This window comes from Rhizobium sp. FY34 (genome assembly GCF_005222845.1).
Classification (GTDB): Bacteria; Pseudomonadota; Alphaproteobacteria; order Rhizobiales; family Rhizobiaceae; genus Neorhizobium.
In genome coordinates, this window is record NZ_STFZ01000036.1 from 111,998 (window position 1) to 129,472 (window position 17,475).

Annotated in this window: 14 protein-coding genes and 2 pseudogenes; 5 read left to right on the forward strand and 11 right to left on the reverse strand. The window is 59.2% G+C overall.

Going from position 1 to position 17,475, the window contains the following annotated elements; all coding sequences use genetic code 11:
* Nucleotides 1-22: 22 nt before the first annotated feature.
* Together E8M77_RS21720 and E8M77_RS21725 are read right to left on the reverse strand one after the other, a co-directional pair.
* Entirely contained in the window at nucleotides 23-967 is a 945-nt protein-coding gene (locus E8M77_RS21720; protein ID WP_137132707.1) for a VOC family protein, read from the reverse strand.
* Between the two features lie 57 nt (nucleotides 968-1,024).
* Complete coding sequence (locus tag E8M77_RS21725) at nucleotides 1,025-2,188, reverse strand: prolyl oligopeptidase family serine peptidase (RefSeq protein ID WP_137132708.1); 1,164 nt, start codon at nucleotides 2,186-2,188, stop codon at nucleotides 1,025-1,027.
* A gap of 185 nt (nucleotides 2,189-2,373) precedes the next feature.
* Between E8M77_RS21725 and E8M77_RS21730 the strand changes: the two genes are divergently transcribed.
* From E8M77_RS21730 to E8M77_RS24320, 3 genes and pseudogenes are all read left to right on the forward strand, one after another.
* Nucleotides 2,374-3,333, forward strand: a complete 960-nt coding sequence (locus E8M77_RS21730; protein WP_137132709.1) for a LysR substrate-binding domain-containing protein — start codon at nucleotides 2,374-2,376, stop codon at nucleotides 3,331-3,333.
* 289 nt (nucleotides 3,334-3,622) lie between these two features.
* Complete coding sequence (locus tag E8M77_RS21735; RefSeq protein ID WP_137132710.1) at nucleotides 3,623-4,522, forward strand: transporter; 900 nt, start codon at nucleotides 3,623-3,625, stop codon at nucleotides 4,520-4,522.
* A 185-nt stretch (nucleotides 4,523-4,707) separates the two neighbouring features.
* A pseudogene (locus E8M77_RS24320) lies at nucleotides 4,708-4,951 on the forward strand (IS6 family transposase); the annotation flags it as partial.
* 178 nt (nucleotides 4,952-5,129) lie between these two features.
* Here E8M77_RS24320 and E8M77_RS21745 read toward each other — a convergent pair.
* Complete coding sequence (locus E8M77_RS21745; protein WP_137132711.1) at nucleotides 5,130-6,329, reverse strand: NAD(P)/FAD-dependent oxidoreductase; 1,200 nt, start codon at nucleotides 6,327-6,329, stop codon at nucleotides 5,130-5,132.
* 43 nt (nucleotides 6,330-6,372) lie between these two features.
* Here E8M77_RS21745 and E8M77_RS21750 point away from each other — a divergent pair, with 43 nt between their 5' ends.
* Nucleotides 6,373-7,371: an AraC family transcriptional regulator gene (locus E8M77_RS21750; protein WP_137132712.1), complete on the forward strand. Its 999-nt coding sequence runs from the start codon at nucleotides 6,373-6,375 to the stop codon at nucleotides 7,369-7,371.
* A gap of 198 nt (nucleotides 7,372-7,569) precedes the next feature.
* Here E8M77_RS21750 and E8M77_RS21755 read toward each other — a convergent pair whose 3' ends face one another.
* The 7 genes from E8M77_RS21755 to E8M77_RS21785 form a co-directional block, all read right to left on the reverse strand.
* Nucleotides 7,570-8,409 carry a MurR/RpiR family transcriptional regulator gene (locus E8M77_RS21755; RefSeq protein WP_137132713.1) on the reverse strand — a complete coding sequence of 280 codons (840 nt, stop codon included), beginning with the start codon at nucleotides 8,407-8,409 and terminating at the stop codon, nucleotides 7,570-7,572.
* 53 nt (nucleotides 8,410-8,462) lie between these two features.
* A complete protein-coding gene (locus E8M77_RS21760) occupies nucleotides 8,463-9,122 on the reverse strand; it encodes an aspartate/glutamate racemase family protein (RefSeq protein ID WP_137132714.1) in 660 nt (219 codons plus the stop codon).
* 72 nt (nucleotides 9,123-9,194) lie between these two features.
* Nucleotides 9,195-10,154 (reverse strand): ABC transporter ATP-binding protein, encoded by a 960-nt coding sequence (locus tag E8M77_RS21765; protein WP_137132715.1) that lies wholly within the window; start codon nucleotides 10,152-10,154, stop codon nucleotides 9,195-9,197.
* Nucleotides 10,154-11,224, reverse strand: a complete 1,071-nt coding sequence (locus E8M77_RS21770; RefSeq protein WP_137132716.1) for an oligopeptide/dipeptide ABC transporter ATP-binding protein — start codon at nucleotides 11,222-11,224, stop codon at nucleotides 10,154-10,156. The genes E8M77_RS21765 and E8M77_RS21770 overlap by 1 nt, the downstream gene beginning before the upstream one ends.
* On the reverse strand, nucleotides 11,221-12,114 hold the full coding sequence (locus tag E8M77_RS21775) for an ABC transporter permease (RefSeq protein WP_137132717.1): 894 nt from the start codon (nucleotides 12,112-12,114) through the stop codon (nucleotides 11,221-11,223). Before E8M77_RS21775 ends, E8M77_RS21770 begins: the two co-directional genes overlap by 4 nt.
* Before the next feature lie 4 nt (nucleotides 12,115-12,118).
* On the reverse strand, nucleotides 12,119-13,072 hold the full coding sequence (locus E8M77_RS21780; RefSeq protein ID WP_137132718.1) for an ABC transporter permease: 954 nt from the start codon (nucleotides 13,070-13,072) through the stop codon (nucleotides 12,119-12,121).
* Nucleotides 13,073-13,163: 91 nt separating this feature from the next.
* Nucleotides 13,164-14,675, reverse strand: a complete 1,512-nt coding sequence (locus E8M77_RS21785; RefSeq protein ID WP_246659376.1) for an ABC transporter substrate-binding protein — start codon at nucleotides 14,673-14,675, stop codon at nucleotides 13,164-13,166.
* Between the two features lie 520 nt (nucleotides 14,676-15,195).
* Between E8M77_RS21785 and E8M77_RS21790 the strand changes: the two are divergent.
* A pseudogene (locus E8M77_RS21790) lies at nucleotides 15,196-15,455 on the forward strand (IS5/IS1182 family transposase); the annotation flags it as partial.
* Between the two features lie 59 nt (nucleotides 15,456-15,514).
* Here the strand turns inward: E8M77_RS21790 and E8M77_RS21795 are convergent.
* Complete coding sequence (locus E8M77_RS21795) at nucleotides 15,515-16,768, reverse strand: ATP-binding protein (RefSeq protein ID WP_137132719.1); 1,254 nt, start codon at nucleotides 16,766-16,768, stop codon at nucleotides 15,515-15,517.
* Nucleotides 16,769-17,475: the final 707 nt, after the last annotated feature.

The window sequence follows — 17,475 nt, forward strand, 5'->3', positions numbered from 1 at the left end:
CCATGCCTTTACCTCCGGCCTCTCAGCCCTTTGCGCCGGGAGGCGGGCCGCCGGGAGCCCATTTCTCGCGCATCTCGAACAGCACGATCTGAGACGATTCAGCCCCCATCGGCGCTTCGCGCGCAACCCAGCTGTCGTCGTGCTTGTCCATGTCGGCGTCGTATTCGAAATGACAGCCGAGCGGGCTGTTGAAATACCAGAACCAATTCGAGCCGAATTTGTGACGGCCGGGACCCCAGAAGCTCTGGTAGCCCTTCTTCACGAAGCGCGTGCCGGCAACCATCAGCTCGGTCGGGCCGCCCATATGGAAGGCGAGGTGCTCGCAACCCTTCATGTAGTCCGGCGTGCGGATGAAGAAGAGCGTGTGATGGTCGTCATTGGCCTTCGGTCGCAGGAAGGGGCCGGCTCCCTTCAAGACGTCGGTGATGACGAAACCGAGCCGCGAACAGTAGAAATTCGTCGCGATCTCGATGTCGGGCACGAACAACACGACATGGCTGAGCGTGCGGGGCAGGGCCGGCATCTCTTCCCAGACGCCGATCTCGTTCGGCTTGCGCTGGGCCGGGGCACCAGGCGCATTGATCTTTTCGGCCGGCATGTCGAGCTCACGGCGGATCGTGACCTGGAACTTCAACTCGAACCCGTGGTCGTCCTTGACTTCGATCGAGCCGTTGGAGAGGCGTGTGACGCGCCGATCCTTGCCAAGTTCGGCTTCGATCGCGTCGAGATCGGCAGCGGAGCGCACGCCGTAAACCTGCTGGCGCAACATGTTGGAGGTCGGCAGCGGCGGCGGCAGCGACGGGTCGGACTTGTGGCGGATGATGACACCGGTTCCGTCGAGCGTCTCGAAGAGGCCGCCCCTGTCCGTCACATCAACCGGCTTCAGGCCCCAGGCTGTCAGATATTCGATTGCGTCTGCGAGGTCATCGACACCGAAGACGAGATAGTCAGGACCAACGATATTCATATTCTTCTACTCCCACTTCCGGACCTTTGAGATCCGGTTCGTTTCTGTTGGAGGCTTTCAGGCGGCGGCGGTCCTGCCGCCCAGAACCTCAGCCACCCAGTCGGCGATATAGGCACCGGCATTCACCGAATTATCGAAGCTCGAATGCTGCACGCCGCCCGTCCGCTCGTCGAAGATCTTCAATTCGCGCTTCGGGCTATTGACCAGCTGTTCATAGGTGGCATGCGCCCATTGCAGCGGAATCTGGCTGTCCTTTTCGCCATGGGTGACGAGGAAGGGCACGCGGATACGGTCGAGGACGCCATTGAGATGCACCTTCTCGGCGATCTGCATGAACTCGTCCATGTCCTTGGCACCCCAGACCCACATGACGTGGCTCCAGTAATGCGGCACGGGGAAATTGCCTTCCTTGGCAAGGCGCTTCTTCTGCACGTCGCGCCAGTCGTGATTGGCGCCCCACACGACGCCGCAGGCAAAGCGCGGCTCGAAGGCGACAGCGCGCGGACAGTAGTAGCCACCCAGCGATACGCCTTCCATGCCGATGCGCTTGGGATCAACGAAGGGCTGCGCTTCCAGCCAGTCGACCACACGGCTTGCCCAGTGCTCGCTGTCGAAGCGGGCCGTCAGACCATGCAGGCGAAGCGCTTCGCCGGTACCCGGCTGATCGACAATCAGGGAGGCAATGCCGCGTTTGGCAAGCCATGCCGGCAGGCCAACGAGAAGTTTCATTTCCTTGGTGCTATCGAGCCCGTTGACCTGCACCAGCAGCGGCTGCGGTCCATCGACGCCCTCAGCCGGCACATAGAGAGCCGAAAGATGCTTGCCTTCATACGGGATCTCGACCCGGCGGCATGAGGAGCCAGACAGGGCCAGACCTTTCTCGAAGGCTGCGAGAAAGCGCTGGTAAAGCGCCACGCGACCTTCGGTACCATGCGCCAGAAGGCGCTCGGCGGTCAGCATGTAATTGCCGGCGCGGATCAGCTTGTCTCCGGCCGACAGGGAACGGCCCAGGGCTTCATCGTCGTCTGCCAGTGAGACCAGCTTGTCCGCCATCTTGATCCAGGTTTCGCGGAACGCCTGGGTGCCGGCCGCATCGGGGGCCTTGGCAGCCTCCTGCAGCGGGGCACACATTTCCTCGATCTCGCCCATCCGCGCGCCCATCTCGATCGAGAGATTGACAGACAGGTTCCACACATAATTGGTCGGAAAATACTTGAACATTGGGTCTCCTCGAGGTCGCCGATTGCGGCGAATGTCGTGGGAGGCCCCATCACAACGCTGGCCGCAAGCAGCCCGCATTTCGATATGTCCTCCCCGGTACCGAGAGTTAACGACAATCAAACTGTTTACAAAATTGCTTTATTGAATGATTTGTATTTTCGCCGTGAATACATGGAGGATGTCGCATGCGCTTCAAGAACCTGGATCTCAATCTGCTCGCCGCTCTCGATACGCTGATCCGTGTCCGCAATGTCAGTCGTGCTGCCGAGGAAATGTTCATCACGCAATCGGCGATGAGCAATGCTTTGGGGCGCCTGCGCGACTATTTCGACGATCCACTGCTGATCCAGGTCGGGCGGGCGATGGAATTGTCTCCGCTTGCTGTTTCGCTCGAAGAACCGCTGCGCGACATCATCGTGCGCATAGAGGCGGCGGTGGTCTCGACGCCGTCCTTTGCGCCTGAGGAAAGCACGCGCCGCATCAAGCTCATCGTTTCCGATTATTCGCTGCACACCGTGATGCCGGTCTTCCTTCAGATCCTGGCGCAGAAGGCGCCGGGCATGCAGGTGGATTTCAAGCCGCAGCAGAACTACCCGCATCTGCTGCTGGAGCGCGGCGAAGCCGATCTGCTCATTGCGCCGGCCGTCTTCTGCTCGGCCAGCCATCCGACGGAACACCTGCTCGAAGACGAGATCTGTTGCGTGGTGGATGCCGAAAGTCCGCTCGCGCATATGCCCATGACCGAAGCGGCGCTGCTGGCGGCCGGGCATGTGGTGATGCAGCCGCCAAATGGCGGCGAAAGCTTCGCCCAGCGCATCTGCGGCCAGTTCGGGCTGGCGATCCGGGTGGAAGCGAGCACGTTTTCCTTCGCATCGCTGCCGCTTCTGATCCGCGGCACGACCCGCATTGCACTGGTGCAACGCAGCCTGGTGCAAAGCATGCTGGGCCTTGGCGGGATCGCGATCATCGCACCGCCATTTCCCTTTCCGCCGCTCCAGCAGTCGCTGCAATGGCACAGCTACCGGACGCGGGATCCGGGGTTGGCCTGGGTGCGGGCGCAGATCCTGGAAGCGGCAACGATGTTTCGGGCCTCACTGGACAGCGGCGAACAGGGCAGGCAAGGCATTCAGGCGGTAAATACTTAATATTCCGAATGACGATTTTACATATGTCAACTCCGCTTCTAATCCATGAATGAGGCGGTCGCTCGGCAATGCAGGGAACATTGCTGGCGAGGCGGATCTGCCGCAGCTGTGTAACAGCTGACGGTTCGGGAGAGGGGAATGCCACAGATGGAGCTGACTGACACCGCCACGGCGGTGAACGCTCCTTCTTTGCCGATTTGCTGGTTCCGTGTCGCAGGCAATCGAGTGACCGACGCTTTCGTCGGAATGGCCGAGTGCTCGCCAGTATCTCATGTTTTAGGAGGACGGAATGGGTATAGCGAACAGTTTGAAATGTCTGGCTCTCGGCGCTCTGGTATCGGGCGGGGCGGTGAGTGCGGCAGGTGCGGCGGAAAACGGCAATACACAATACCCGCCCGGGTCCCCGCAGTTTTACGCAGGTCAGATCCCACCCTATCCGGGCCTTTATTTCCTATCGCATACGAGCTATTCCACGGCCAATCAGACCAATGATGGTAATGGCAATGCGCTGCCGATCGACTTTGACGTCAAGGCAGTCTCAGAGACCCTGCGCTTCCTCTATGTTTCCGACCTGGAGGTCGCGGGAGCGAAGGTCTGGGGACAGCTGGTCGTGCCTCTGGTCCATGTCGACCTGTCGGTGCCCTTCGCCTCTGACGATAGTTTCGGTTTGGGCGACATGGTCGGTGCCGTCGGCCTCGCCTGGTATCCTGACCAGAAGCAGAGCTTTATCTTCGGCGTCGACATTGCCGCGCCGACCGGTCGGTATGGCCAGAATGACTTCCCCAATATCGGTCTCAATCACTGGTCGTTTCAGCCGACGGTTGGCTATCACTATTTCGATCCTGAGGGCCTCGAATTTGGTGTGGCCGCGCGCATGATCTTCAATACTGAGAACACTGACAATGACTACAAGAGCGGTAACGAACTGGTCGTTGATTATGCCGTCGGCTGGAATTTCGGCAAGGTCCGTGTCGGCGCTGTCGGCTACTACCTGCAGCAGTTGACGGATGACACCGGCCCGACTGCGCCGGCAGACGGCCACCGCGGCAAGGCCTTTGCGATCGGTCCGTCGCTGGCCTACAGCATCAACCCCGCCATGCAGATCAGCGCGTCCTGGCAGCATGACGTTATGGCCGAAAATCGCGCCCAGGGCGACACGATCTGGCTCAATTTCGCAACGAAGTTTTGAACCGGAAATAGCGCTTCGGAATGCTGCTGGCGGGCAAGCGCCAGCAGCATTCCGTTGCTCGTCGTGACATGTCCGTGACGTTGAACAATGTCTGCGTCAAAGACCGCCTGACGACATGAACGGGGTAGCATCGTAAACTTGTTCTGCAACAGCGGGGCCCCGGATGCCCGGAACGTGCCGCCTGAATGATCCCCGACAGGCTGCGATCCTACGGCGCAGGAAAGCGATCATGCCGAGTGTAGTGCATCACGCTGAAAAGGGTTTAATGTTCGGGCGGGGAATTCTCACCAGCCAGCCCGCAGGCGGGAGCGGATCATGAAGCGCTTCAAGTCATGGCCACATCTAGAACGCTTCGTCTCGATCCATGATACGATCCCATCAGGTCGAAACACGCTCTCTAAAATCTCGCGCCAAGACATCTCTTTGTAACGATATCGGCACCGCGCCACTCGGCCCTATCCAGATCCAGCGGATATGTCCTTCGTGTCTCGGCTTGCTTTCGTCACAAAATCACTCCGTCAGAATGATCCCCAGTTTGCGGTAAATACTCTCTAGGTGTCGCAATCGTGGCCCGTTCTTTCGAAGGGGCCACGATGATGAGCCGCGCTCAGAAGGGCTCGTTGAGTACCATTTTGAGAAGGGCTTCGGCGTCTTCCGTCATGCCCGTTTCAATTTTCCGGCCCGTCCCTTTGACATTGTCGAGCAGATAGTCCCGAAGGCTGCGCAGCGGGCCGGGCACGTTGTGATAGACCCGCCCAAGAATACGGGCGAACTTGGTGGTGAAATTGGTATAAGGGCGACGCAGGTCCTCGTACCGCTTCAGCGCAGCCTTGATCGAGTTGGCATCGGTCAGATCCGCTTCTTTCAGGAATTTGGCAAGGAAATAGCCATCCTCGATCGCCATCCCTGCGCCATAGGCGGCATAGGGGGAAGTCGGATGCGCTGCATCGCCCATGATTGTGACACGGCCCTTCGACCATTGTTTCAGCCCTGGAATATACTCCACGATCCAGCGAAAAAGATGCGCATCGGTGTCGGTGCGGCTCATGATTTCCTGCGTCGGGGCGGCGAAATGGCCGACCAGGTTGCGCACATAGGCGGGCACGTCCTTGGGTGGCTTCTCGCCCTTGTATTCCTCGACAAGCCACCATTCGAAGCACTTCTTGCCTTCGAAGATAAGCGGGCAATATCCCATCTGGTAGTTTTTGTCGTGTTGGATGACGCATTGCTTGACGTCGATTTCGTCTGCCTCGCACCAGCCGAGCCAGATCGCGATACCGAGTTTCTTGGGCTCCGGCGTGTCCGGGAACAATTGTCCGCGGACCAGCGACCGGATACCGTCGGACCCCACGAGGACGTCGGCATGTTCGACCTTGCCGTTTGCGAAATGGATCTTGATGCCGTCGGCAGTCTCTTCGTAGCGCTCGAACTTATGGCCCGCGACGATCAGATCGTCGGGCACGACATCGAGCATTCTGGCGTAAAGCTCCTTGCGCATCATACCCGATTGCCAGCCGGACGCATTGGCCTGAGCGAGCAAGTCCTCGGAAACGTTGATCCGCGCCCGAACTTTTCCGTCCCAACGACGGAATTCGGCATGCACGCCATTGTAGATATCTTCGACATCAACCCCGAGCCGGCGCAGGATCGTCAGACCCACGGCGTTCAGGATCAGCGCACCACCAAGCGGCGTAATCTCCTCTGCGCGTTCGTAGACCGTCACATTAATGCCGGCCTTATTCAGTGCCAAACCCGCTGTGATGCCAGCCGGACCCGCGCCAATAATGGCGACTTTTGGATTCTTCATCCTATCTCCTCCCTCTCCCTAGGAGCCAAAAAGCTACCGGAGCATGGGAGATAAAACAGTTGCAATTATCCAAATTTTCGCACAAATCATCCAAATGATGACCGATCTGCTTGGCGATATTCTCGCAGCTCTTTCGTTCAGAGAGCTGAACATCACCGAATTCCAGCTAAAGGCCCCTTGGGCGATTAGCACGGAGGGGTTTCGACCCGGCTTCAATCTGATCCTGGTCGAAGGCAGTTGTTGGATCAGCCTTTTGAATGGGCGCAACATCCGTCTCACGGCCGGGCAGTCCATTTTGCTGCCGCGCGGCGGCTCGATCAAATACGCGTCGGGCCCGAAGGTTTCGGCTGCGAAATTGACCGACCTTTGGGACGAAGCGCAGTTTCACCCGCTGAGCGATTTCCCGGCGGTTTTCTTCGAAAAGGCTTGGGGCGGGGACGGGGCCAAGAGCCGTTTTCTCGGCTTCGCTTTCGAGCTTGCCGAAACGGTGGAGGAAAGAGTTCTTCCCAGCTTGCCGGACGTCATCCTGCTCGACGCGTCGGAACAGGCATCGCACATGGTTCAGGCATTCCGGACCTATCTTGCTAACGGCCGGACCATGGAGCCGGGTGAGTTTGCCATCCGCGCCCGATTTGCGGAAGGTATCGTCATCGAACAACTGAGGCGCCACATCCTGTCATCCGGCTACGAAACGGGGTGGATCGCGGGCATCAGGCATCCGAAACTTCAGACTGCCATTGCCCTTATTCACAAACGGTTTGACGAACACTGGAGCCTCGAGACCCTGGCCAAGGCCTGCGGGATGAGCCGCGCGTCTTTTGCGAAGGAATTCTGCGACATTATGGGCCAGCCGCCGATAACGTATCTCAACGACGTGCGCGTTCACAAAGCGAGAACGCTTCTCATGGCCGGCAAACTGTCGATCTCAGACATCGCCTTTCGCGTTGGCTTCGGAACGGAATTCGCGATGCGTCGGAATGTTCGGCGCCTGCTCGGCCAGACGCCGCGAGATATTCGCAGAGACGCGGCACAGTCGGTTTGAACGCTGGCAAAAACACAGTCTGGTGTAAAGCATGCTGTTTCTTGGGAGGATCGCGATCGCCGAGCCGCCGGTTCCCTTTCCGAGGCTCCAGCAAACTCTGCAATGGCATGGCTACCGGACGCAGGAGCCGGGGCTGAGCCAGGTGACAGTCGATGACATCAAGGCGGCGCAGGAAATTTTCCCTGTTGCAGATGCAATCTACAACTCCTCAAGGCTGTCGTTCAGCAATTCTATGCGCCGCAGACGCTTGCGTCCCGGTTCTCCGGCCTTTTCGAAGCAGCGCGTGATCAAGACATGCGACAGCGCCATGACGGCCGTATGATTAAACAGCGGGCCCGGCGCGCAGGTTTGGCACGGCAGGTGCCAGGTCGCCCGCTTCTCGAACGGAGCACCCTCGTCGCTGATATATAGAAGCGAGGCCTTGCTGCGCGTCACTTGCTCGACAAGCAGTTCGAAACTTGCAACGCGTCGGCGCAGGCCGAAAAATATTATCAGATCTTCGGGCCGCAGGCTTGCCAGATGCTCCCCCATGGTTTCGCCGGCACCGGGAATAGCGAGAACATTCTCGATCACCTGGGTCAATTGCCATTGCATATAGGCTGCAAAGGGATGGCTGCTGCGAAAGCCGATGATCCAGACCTTGCGGGCATCCAGAATGGCCTGGGCGATTGCGTCCACCTGTGAATCGCTGATAGGCGCGAAGGTTTCCTCGATATTGAGTTGTCCTTGTGCGACATGCGCATGGACCGATTGCCGCTTGGAGCCATCGCTCGCGCTATCGAGAAAGAGCCTCGACCCCGTGCGGCCTTCCGCACGCGCGTGGCGGCGCGCTGCTTCATAATTCTCGTAGCCCAGCCTCTGCACGAAGCGGGATACCGTTGCCTTGGAGACATGCGCAAGGGCTGCCAGTTCCTGCGCGGAATAGCTGGCGAGTTCGCCGGGAAAATCGGCAATCAATTCTCCCAGGCGCCGCTCCGCAGGATGGAGATCCGGCAATATCTGGCGCACCTGCGTCAAAAATGATTTGTCTCTCGCCACGCTTCTCTCTCCGCCTCCATCCGCCTGGATAGTGGACGCGCACGCGTCTCTTTTCAACGGTCAGCTTCGGCAACAAGGGCTGCCAGTCGATCGGCGGCTGCACGCAAAGGTGCAATGACAGGCCTTTGAAAACGCGCCGAAAGCGCCTCCGCCGCTTGGCCCAGCGGCCCGCCGCCGATGATCACCGCATCGACATCATCCAGTTCAAAGCATTGGCGCACAGCAATTTCAAGCGCGTCTTGCAGCGCCTCAGGGTCAGCGGCCAGCCTCCGGGGCTCTTCTTGCGTCAACCACGTGCCGGCATAGCGATCGGCAAGCCCGAGTTCTGCGGCTTTGGCCGCGAAACTGCCGACCAGATCCGGCGTCACGGTGGCGATCGCAAAGCGCCGACCCTCTGTCGCAGCCGCCAGCATGCCGGCCTCGCAAAGCCCGACCACGGGTACCGTGACGGCCGCCCGCAGAATGGCTGCGCCCGGATCACCGAAGGCGGCGATGAGAAAGCCATCGGCGACACCGGCCGCTTCCAGCCCCAGTTCCACCACGCCGCTTGCCGCCTCGGCCAATTCCGCGTCATTGACAATCATCGCCACGCCGCGCCGGGCGGTCCTGGCCTCCAGCGTCCAGGTGGGCGGAAGATGGTCCCGCACAATGCCGGCCATCATGCTCGTCGTTGCCTGGCGCGTATTGGGGTTTATCAGCACAATATGCGTCATGAATGAACAACAACTGTGCTGCGGTTGCTCATTCGGCGCAATGCGGCCATGGCTATCATCTTCCCAACCATCCTAAGCATAGTGCAGGCAGGCCACTTGTCCCGCACCCTTGGTGCCGGTGAGAGGCGGCACAGCCTGCCCGCAGGCCTCCATCACGCGCACACAGCGCGGCGCAAAGGCGCAGCCCTTGGGCATATCGGCCAGATCCGGCGGTGCGCCCGGAATGGTCACCAGCCTGTCACGATGCCCGGCAAGCTCGACCCGCGCGCCCAGCAGCCCTTGCGTATAAGGATGCTGCGGATTGCGGATGATGTCGGCGACGGCTCCCTCTTCCACGATCCGACCGGCATACATCACCGCTATCCTGTCGGCGACTTCGGCGGCAACTCCAATGTCATGCGTAACGAAGATGACCGAAAGTCCGTATTCCGCCTGGAGTTCGCGGATCAGGAGCAGGATCTGGATCTGCACGGTGGCATCCAATGCCGTGGTCGGTTCATCGGCGAGGAGAACTCTGGGATTGCACGCAAGCGCCATTGCAATCATCGCCCGCTGCAGCATTCCGCCGGACATTTCATGCGGATAGGTCTTCAGGCGGCGTTCGGGAGACGGGATACGGACTTTTTCAAACAGCGCAAGCGCTCGCTCGAAAGCCTCATTGCGACCCAGCTTTTCATGCCGCATGATCGCTTCGGTGATCTGGTCGCCGAGCGTATAGACCGGGTCGAGCGCCAGCCTTGGCTCCTGAAACACCATGGAGGCGACCGCGCCGCGAAAGTCGGCAATCTGGCGGGCCGACAGCGCCGTCACATCATGACCGGCAACCTGCATCCGACCTGTTATCGTCGTGCCTTTTGGATGCAGCCTTAGCAGGGAGCGCATGGTCACGCTTTTTCCCGAACCGGATTCGCCCAGAAGCGCCACCACCTCGCCGGTCTTTACCGAAAGACTGACACCGTTTACCGCCTGCACAGGCTTTCGCCCGCGATTGAAGGTCACGCTGAGATTATCGATTTCAATCATGGGGTTCATCACGATCCGCTCTCCTGAAGGGCTGGGGCCCGGCTGTGAAGCCCGCCGGGTTCGGCCATAAGACAGGCGACGGAGTGTTGGGTTTTTGCGCTCGACACGCCTGGCGGCATCCGGGTGCAGATGTCTTCGGAAAAGCTGCAGCGCGGATGGAACCGACAGCCGGGTGGCGGATCGATGGGATTGGGCGGATCACCCGACAGCGGCGGAACCTTGGTGCGCTCGGCTGGATCCATTTTCGGCATGGAGGCAAGCAGAGCGGATGTGTAGGGATGGCCGGGCGTATCGAAGATCGCATCGCGCGTGCCGATCTCGCAGACCTTTCCCAGATACATGACCATGACCCGATCACACATGAAGCGCACGACATTGAGGTCATGCGAAATAAACATGTAGGTCAGGCCAAAATCCCGTTTCAGGTCGAGCAGCAGGTTGAGCACCTGCGCCTCCACGGATTTGTCGAGCGCCGACACTGCCTCGTCAAGGATCACCAGACGAGGCTCGAGCGCAAGAGCGCGCGCGATATTGATGCGCTGGCGCTGGCCACCCGACAGTTCATGCGGATAACGCCCGGCAAACCGTCCCGGCTCCAGTCCCACGCGGTGGAGGAGATCATGGGCACGGTCTATGGCAACCCTTGGCGAGATACCATGCACGCGCGGTCCAAAGGCAATGGAATCCTCGATCGTCAGACGCGGGTTCAACGAGGCATAGCTGTCCTGGAACACCATCTGCACCTGGCGGCGATAGTCCCGCAGCGGCAGCGTGCCGCCGACGCTTTCGCCATCAAACAGCAATTCGCCCCTATCCTGGCGGATCAATTGCATCAGAACACGCGCTGTGGTCGACTTGCCGCAGCCGCTTTCGCCGACAACGCCAAGCGTCTCACCCTTCAAAATATCGAAATCGACGCCATCAACGGCAGATACCACTTTCTTCGGCTTGAGAAAGCCGCTGCCCTTAACAGGGAAATGCCGAACAAGACCGCGAACAGAGAGAAGCGGTTGAGCTGGTCCACCCCGATCACGCGGATCGCCTGGCTGGTTTAACGGGTTTGGTACGGCGTCCATCATGATTTCACGTCCATGGCTGAGCGAAGTCCGTCGGAAAACAGATTGAAGCAGATCGAGGTGAGAAAGATCATCACCCCCGGCAAGGCGGCGACCATGGGATTGACATAGATGGCGGTGCGCAGCGTGTTCAGCATCAGGCCCCATTCGGCATCCGGCGGACGAACCCCAAGCCCCAGAAAGGAGAGCCCGGACGCAAGGATCATCGAGACGGAAATCAGGCTGGTGGCGAAGACAAAGATTGGCCCCAGCACATTGCCCAGCACATGCACGAGGATGATGGTGTGCCCCTTGGCACCGGACGCACGGGCAGCATCGACATAATCAAGCCGGCGTACCTGCGTCGTGACGCTTTCGGCGACACGTGCGATCTGCGGAATGAAAACCACGGTGAGCGAGACCAGCGCATTGCCGAGCCCCGAGCCGAGCGTTCCAGACAGCGCCACCGCCAGCAGCACCGAAGGAAAAGCGTAGAACACATCGACTGTGCGCATAATCAGCGTGTTGGTGATGCCGCCGACATAGCCTGCGACGATGCCGATGGCAGAGCCGATGACGAAGGCGATCGGCACCGGAATAACGCCCATGATCAGCGATAGCCTTGCGCCATAGATCAGCCGCGAGAGCATGTCGCGACCCAGTTCGTCGGTGCCGAGCAGGTAGCCGGGCGTTCCGATGGGCTTCAGCCGGCGGATCATACTGGCCTTGGTTGGATCATAGGGCGCCAGATAAGGTGCCAGGATCGCCATGGCGACGAGGAGAATGATGAGGCCCAGGGCGACAAGAGCGACCGGATCGCGCGAAAGCCTGCGGGCGACACCGCTCCAGTAGCCAGGCGATCGCGCGACCGTCGCCACGGCCATTGCCTTGTCCTGCGTGATGATGGCGGCCATAGCCTCAACTCCTCTGGATGCGCGGATCGATCGTGCCCTGCACGACATCGACGATGAGGTTGACCAGAACGAAAAACATCGCCAGCACGAGGATCGTGCCCTGTAAGACCGGCAGATCACGGGTGAAAATCGCGCCGTTCAGCAGAAAACCGGTGCCCGGCCAGGAAAACACGGTTTCAATCAGGATCGAGCCGCCCAGCAGATAGCCGAGTTGCAGACCCATGACGGAAATGGCCGTCGGCGCAGCATTGCGGATCACATGGCGCAGGATCTGGCGTGTCATCAGGCCTTTGGCCGCCAGCGCCTGAGTGAAGTCCTGCGACAGGATGTCGGCGACCAGAGAGCGGATGGTGCGGGCAATGATGCCCATCGGGATGACCGACATGGTAATGGCCGGCAGCACGAGATAACGGATGTAATCCCAGCCAACCGCGCGGCCATCCGAGCCACCCGGACCACCGCCCATGGCCGGCAGCCAGCCGAGATGGACGGAAAACACAATGACGAGAACCATGCCCAGCCAGTAATGCGGAACGCTGACGCCGAGCATCGAAATACCGGAGGCTAGCCGATCGACAAGGCCGCCGCGAAAGACACCGGCCAGGAAGCCGAGGAACGAACCGAGCGTAAAGCCAATCAGCGTGGCGGCAATCGCCAGGATGATCGAGTTGACCGATGCCGCGGCGATTTCGCCGCTGACCGAACGCCCCGTGGCGATGGAAACCCCGAGATCCCCGTGAAGGGCCCGCCAGATCCATAGGCCATACTGCACGATCAGAGGACGATCGAGTCCGTAAAAGCTTCGCATCTGCGCCTGCAGTTCGGCAGAGGCATCCGAAGGCAGGATCGCGGCGAGCGGATCTCCGGGTGCAATATGGATCAGCATAAAACAGACGATGCTGACGCCGAAGGCGACGGGAATGACGTGCAGCAATCGTTTCAGGCCGTAAAGAAGCATGGGTCCCAATCCGTTCCGGTCATTGAGGGTGGCGGCGGGTAGCCTGCGCCGGGAAAATCCGGCGCAGGCAGCGTTGGAAAAGCCTCTGCGATCAGAGATCGATGGTGATCTGGGAGAAATCCTGGAACCAGTTCTGCGCCTGCACATAACCCTTCACCTTGGTGGACATGGCGCGCGGTGCCACATCATGGGTGACCATCAGGAAGAGGGCATCGTTGACGTATTTCTCATGGATCTGCTGGAGAACCTTGTCCTGCTCGGCGGCATCGAAGGTGTTGCGCACCTTTTCAAACAGGGCATCCATGTCCGGGTCACAGTAATAGCCCCAGTTGGTGCCGGCCGGCGGTGCAAGGTTGCACTGCAGGTGACGGATGAGGCCGGTAAAGGGGTCCTGGATGAAGTAGGAATAATTGATGGCCGTCGCACCCTTGGCGCTCGCATCCTTGGCGCCAGCGCGCCAGATGTTGATCACCGTGTTCCAGTCGGCAACCTCATATTCCACGTCGATGCCGATTTCGGCGAGCGTCTGCTGGATGTATTCGTTCATGGCAAGCGGCAGCATCTGTCCCGAGCCCGAGGAGGAGATGATGACCTTCGTCTTCATGCGCTTGTCGGGACCGTAGCCGGCCTCGGCCATCAGCTTCTTGGCTTCTTCGATATTGTAATCGAGCTTGAAGCTGGGCTTTCCGAACCACTGGTGGCCCGGCGGCAGGAACCCCTGTGCAGGGATGGACAGACCGCCGAGCAGTTCGTTCAATCCCTGGCGATCCACCGCCAGATTGGCGGCCTTGCGCACGCGGATATCGTTCCACGGCGAGCCTTCAGCCCGCGAGAGGTGCCATGTCCAGTTGTGCGGATAGGCGTTGGTCACGATGTTGAAGCCGGCCCCCTTCAGGGAAGGAACAGAATCCGGCGCCGGCGCTTCGATCCAGTCAACCTGGCCCGAGCGAAGAGCGGCAACGCGGGTATTAGGTTCCGGCAGCGGGATGAGGACGAGCTTGTCAAGCTTCGGCACGCGCTTGGCGTCCCAATAGGCCTTGTTGGGTGTCATCTCGACCCGTTCACGCGGGGTAAAGCCGCTCTCGATCATCCAGGGGCCGGTGCCCGATGGCTTCTGCGCCACAGCATCCCAGTTCTTGCCCTGGGCTTCCCAATTGGCCTTCGACGACATGAGGATCCAGCTCAGCTGGTAGGGTAGCGTTGCATCGGGAACCTTGGTGGTGATCTCGACCGTCAGCGGATCGATGACCTTGTAGCTGGCAACAGCCGGAATGCGCGATTTCCCCTGAGCTGCCTGCCGCTTGTCGAACTGCGGCGCGTCCTGCACCAAAAGCTTGTCGAGGTTCCACACCACCGATTGCGCATCAAACGCGCTGCCATCGTGAAATTTGACACCGTCGCGCAGCTTGAAAATCCATTTCGTCTTGTCGGCAGCATCAACCGCCCAGGACGTGGCAAGACCGGGAACTAGGCTGGACGGCTTGTCGGCACTGGTCAGGTCCCATTCCACAAGGGCGTCATAAACCGTATAGCCCATGAACCGCTGGCCTTCGCCGCCCTGGTCAGTCTGGCCGGTGGTCAATGGAATGTCGGATGCGGTCATGCCGATGCGCAAGGTTCCGGCAGCAAGCGCCGTACCAACACTGAGCGCGGCCAATGTCAGAGCGGCGGCCCCAATGCGCAGCGTCCGGCCGAGCCGCGGCAGCGCAACCCTCAACGGAAAGACATGTTTTGAAATGGCAGTCATCACGTTCCCTCTTTTGACATTGCTGGATTGATCCCAGTCAGAAAGAGAGACGCAGATTTCATGCCAGTTTATATGAAATTGAAATTTCACACCCGAAACACACCGAAGACGACCAATTTCTGGCTCGGGCACGACGGACCTGAACACCAGCCGTGCACTTACACCACGCCGAACGGCGCGTTTTTATGCAACCGCATGGAGCAATTGCCTTTTGGTCGCCCGAATTGCGTCAACTCGATAGCTGCACAGCAGTCCATTGCGGGGTGAGGTCTGGCGAAGTTTGCGGCCGCCTGCCAGCCAAAACCAACTCCGCCGCAGCGCTAGGGTGATCTCGTCCGGATTCTGATCACTGCAACAAAGCCATGCCCAAACATCCTGCCAGCGTGACGATCACATAGCATCCATGCAGATAGAAGGCCGGCTGAAATGGCAGGCATCGACCGGCTTTGCAAAAGAGCTTTGGTTGAAACCGCCATGGGTCGATACAAGGGCGTCATTGGACTGCGCTTGCGCGCTCGGTCATTCCTCGCTCAACAAACAGAGGCTGCGATCGGCGTCACAATTGTGAACCGAATGCTCGCCTGCGGACGCCCGAAATCCGTTCATTGCCAAGTCTCGACGGCGGCAACGAAATAAGTGGCACTATCAAAGACCAGATTTCCGCACGTTTGCTGATCCCCGCACCAACGTCCACTTCACATCGACCACAGGATTGAGACTGGCGCAGCCTGCAGGCGTTCGGCGAACGGTGTAATGCGATCATGATCATGCAGGACGAGGCCCCGCACGAAACGGTCACCGACCGCTGCCTGCAGCTGACGTAATCCGCGAAAATCATCGGCCTTGACGGTCGCAGATGCCTTCACTTCAATACCGATGATCCGCCCGCGCCGATCCTCAATCACGACATCGACCTCATCCAGATCCTTCGTTCTATAATGCGAAAACGATACGCGTCTCTCGGACCAGGATGCCAGCTTCATCAGTTCGGAGACGACGAAACTCTCTAGCAGGGCGCCAAATCGGGTCTTGTCGTCGGATAGCCTGGCCAGTTCGTCTTCGCGCAACGCCGCCAGAAGTCCTGTATCGATGAAATGGAGCTTTGGCGTCTTGACAAGCCGGCTGAGCCGGTTATTCGACCATGGCACCAGGGTTTTGATAAGGAATAGCCGCTCTAGGATGGCTATGTATTTCTGAGCGGTGACCCCAGACAATCCCAGCGCCGAACCGAAGCTGCTATTGTTGATCAATTGCCCGGCATGTTCCGCGAGGATGTTCAGGAGGCGCGGCAAACGATCGAGCTGATCGATATTGGCAATATCGCGCACGTCCCGATCTAGGATCAGACTGACATAGTCTTCGAGCCAAGAGACGCGCCGGGCCGCCGTGGTTCGCCTCAAGGCCTCAGGATAGCCGCCGGCCAGAACCATGCTCATCAGTTCCTTGCCCAAAACAACCTCACCCTTAGTGGCTGGTTCCTCCCCCGCGAACAGTCGATCCAGCATGAGGCCCGGACTTGACCGGATTTCGGCCTGCGCAAAGGGAAGAAGCGGGATGACTGCCATACGGCCGGCGAGAGAGTCAGCAATAGCCGGAATGGTCGCGAGATTGGCGGAGCCCGTCAGCAGAAACCGTCCCGGCTCCTGATCGTCATCCACGCTTGCCTTGATTGCAAGCATCAGATCAGGGACTCGTTGGACCTCGTCGATAACTGCCCGTTTGATCCCTCGTATAAAACCTGTGGGGTCGGCTTTGGCGGCGTTTAAGGTACCCGCATCATCCAATGTGATGTATGGTCGTTCCCTGTTCGAGAACATGCGGGCGAGCGTCGTCTTCCCAGCCTGCCGAGGCCCGGATATCAAAACTACACGGGTATCGGCAAGCGCCGCCTCAACAAGAGGCAGCGCTTTACGATCGATAAGGAACTTCGAATTCGAGCGTTCAGTCATGCGACCATTCTTAATTCAATTGCCGTCCAATTTAAAGACTAATCCCGTCCATTTTCAATTTAAGAAACGACCAAACTGAGCGCCGTCACTTTTCGCCTCCGATCCTTGTGAGATTAGTACGGATACCGGCGTTGCCGGGTCTGACTGGCGTTGTTGCAGGGATCATAGGTTTGCCGATATCAGGCGGCCGTTTTTGGTCACAGGGTATTTTGGATGCCGCAAAGTACAATGAAAACCGCCTGATCATGACGGCCAGGCGCCAGGACCGAAATTACACCACCTTGACGGACGCTATCCTGCGTCACGATACTGGCTTATGATGTCCTGCAGCAGCGGCATGCGCTGCTGCACGCTGGTTGGTGAACACTCATACAAGGAAGGAATGAGCGTGCCAGACCATCCACGCGCAGTCTGGCCTGCAGAGGCCCAATCATAGGGTTGCTCCATAATTCTGCTCTTACCAAGAAGAATATGTTTTCAAACACTTAAACTATCTGATCGGCCTGGCGCCTGTTCTGTTTCTTGCAAGATGTTGTGCTGCCAGAGCCGGGGGTTGGTAGCACACACGATCGGGCCTGATGCATGGTGATTTTCAGATCAGCCAGGAAAGTCTGTCCATAATGTTCGCAGAGCGGTCATTGGACGCCCCCAAGGTATTGAGAGCGGCGAATAGCCACTCGCAGACACAATCAGCAAGTCTTCGTGAT